This window comes from Parapedobacter sp. SGR-10 (genome assembly GCF_011030405.1).
Taxonomy (GTDB): Bacteria; Bacteroidota; Bacteroidia; order Sphingobacteriales; family Sphingobacteriaceae; genus Sphingobacterium.
The window spans coordinates 1-2,252 of record NZ_JAAJTJ010000053.1 but is presented as its reverse complement, the minus strand read 5'-3'; the positions used below and the strand labels follow the sequence as shown (position 1 = coordinate 2,252).

2 protein-coding genes and 1 pseudogene are annotated in these 2,252 nt (G+C 47.2%); all 3 read left to right on the top strand.

Annotation, left to right across the window (positions count from 1 at the left end; translation table 11 throughout):
- Nucleotides 1–59 precede the first annotated feature (59 nt).
- The 3 genes and pseudogenes from tnpA to tnpC all read left to right on the top strand — a co-directional run bounded on the left by tnpA (nucleotide 60) and on the right by tnpC (nucleotide 2,236).
- A complete protein-coding gene (gene tnpA, locus G5B00_RS17755) occupies nucleotides 60–341 on the top strand; it encodes an IS66 family insertion sequence element accessory protein TnpA (protein ID WP_205966840.1) in 282 nt (93 codons plus the stop codon).
- A gap of 1 nt (nucleotide 342) precedes the next feature.
- A complete protein-coding gene (gene tnpB, locus G5B00_RS17750) occupies nucleotides 343–696 on the top strand; it encodes an IS66 family insertion sequence element accessory protein TnpB (RefSeq protein WP_255453809.1) in 354 nt (117 codons plus the stop codon).
- A 34-nt stretch (nucleotides 697–730) separates the two neighbouring features.
- Nucleotides 731–2,236 (top strand): annotated as a pseudogene (tnpC, locus tag G5B00_RS17745) (IS66 family transposase).
- Nucleotides 2,237–2,252 lie beyond the last annotated feature (16 nt).

The window sequence follows — 2,252 nt, the reverse complement described above, 5'->3', positions numbered from 1 at the left end:
CGTATCCGCCCTATGGTCCACGTCTATGAATAATCCTATGTCGTGGGTAGCTTTGCTGGATGAGCAAAGAAGAAAAAAGAGTGCAGATGTTTGCAATGATCGCAGACTGGCAGCAGAGCGGTATGAGCAAGAAACGATACTGCGAGGAAAACGGTATCAACGAGGCCAAATTTTATTACTGGTTTTCGCGCAGTAAAGAAAACGCTACATCCAGCGGCAGCTTTATCGCGATCGATAAGGGCGTCAGAAAAGGCGATGTTGAGGTTATCTACCCCAATGGTGTGCGGATCAAAGTAGATACCGATCTTGGTTTACTTTCCCAGCTGATCCGTCTTTACTGATATGTTTTCGCTAGGTTCCTCGCACCGTTTTTATTTATATGATGGGCACTGCGATATGCGCAAGAGTTTCGACGGTCTTTGTGGCCTGGTGATTTCGGTGATGCGGCGTCAGCCGACCAGCGGTGAGGTATTTGTGTTTTTGAACCGTAGCCGTACCCATATCAAACTTCTGCACTGGGAACACGGGGGCTTTGTGCTGTACTACAAGCGTCTGGAGCAGGGGACTTTTGGTACATCTTCACTTAAAAAAGGTGAACTCTCATGGAGCGACCTGGTATTGCTCATCGAGGGCGTCCAGGTTGTAAAAAGCATACAGAAAAAACGTTATTCATTGCCACAAAAACAGCTTTTTTGATTGCAGGAACGTTGATAAATCGTATCTTTAGGGTATGGGAACAGCACTGGAAAACCTATCAAAAGAGGCTCTTTTAGAGCTCGTTTCCAGCCGTAATGAGGCCTTGGCTGAACGTGATGAAAAGATAGAATATCTGGAATCCCAGCTTGCCATGTACAGGCGGATGCAGTTCGGCCAGAAGCGTGAGCGCTTCGAGGGTGATCCCAACCAGACTGAACTCCCCTTTGAGGCAACACCTGTAGAAGTAGAGCAACAGCAGGAGGAAATCAAACAAAAGATCGAATACACCCGCAAACGTCCAAACCATAAGGGACGTGCAAAGTTGCCTGAACACCTTCCCGTACAGGAGATAGAGATCTATCCCGAAGGCGACCTGACGGATATGGTATGCATCGGAAAGGAGATCACCGAAGAATTGGAGTGCGAACCGGCAAAGTTCTATATCAAACGCTATATCCGCTATAAATACACGCCTAAAAACGGAGATGGCGTTAAGATCGGCGAGCTTCCCGAACGTGTCATCGAAAGAGGTATCCCCGGGGCAGGACTATTAGCGATGATACTGACCGGTAAATACCAAGATCATCTCCCGCTTTACTGACAGAAGCAGATCTTCGCCAGGGAGAACATACAGATCGCCTCATCAACGATCGAAGGCTGGACAAAGGAAGCGCTGATCAAACTCGAACCACTTTATGACCAATTGGTCTTCGATACAAAAACAAAAGGATATTTACAGGCTGACGAGACACCGATAAAAGTACTCGACAGCGATAAAAAAGGAGCTGCCCACCAAGGTTGGTACTGGGTGTACCATTGCCCGTTGGACAGGACCGTGCTGTTTGACTATAATCCTTCACGTGGCGGCCACGTGCCCAGATCCATGCTGGATAACTTTAAGGGGTATCTGCAGACGGATGGATATGCTGCCTATGACAAATATGGCAAAAAGAAGGAGATCACCCATCTGGCGTGTTGGGCACACGCACGCCGTGAGTTCGAAAAAGCACTTCAGAACGACCGTCCAAGGGCCGAAAAGGCACTGCTGATGATACAGGGGCTTTATAAGATCGAGCGCAGGGCAAAAGAAGAAAACCTATCACCTGGGCAGATCAAGGATCTTCGTCTAAAAGACTCACTGGATATCATCAACGATATGGGCAAATGGATCTTTGAAGAAATAAAGAACACCTTGCCAAAGAGCCAGATTGGTAAAGCCATGGCATATGCCTATGCCAGATGGGATGCGCTTTCGGCATATCTGCACGATGGAAGCCTGCAGATAGACAACAACCTCGTGGAGAATGCTATCAGACCCGTCGCCCTCGGTCGCAAAAATTACTTGTTCGCTGGCAGTCATGAAGCTGCACAGCGGTCGGCAATGATATATTCCTTCTTCGCTATCTGCAAAAAACATGAGGTCAACCCGTACCAGTGGTTAAAACATACGCTACTGAACATAGCATCCATAAACCATAAAAATATAAAAGAGCTTTATCCGCAGAACTATAAGCAAATTAGCGACAAATCAAATATGTAGTTCATAGGGCGGATAC

What these genes read in the sequence shown, in the direction of transcription:
- tnpA (WP_205966840.1), top strand. Translation starts at nt 60, where the DNA reads ATGAGCAAAGAAGAAAAAAGAGTGCAGATGTTTGCAATGATCGCAGAC.
- tnpB (WP_255453809.1), top strand. Translation starts at nt 343, where the DNA reads ATGTTTTCGCTAGGTTCCTCGCACCGTTTTTATTTATATGATGGGCAC.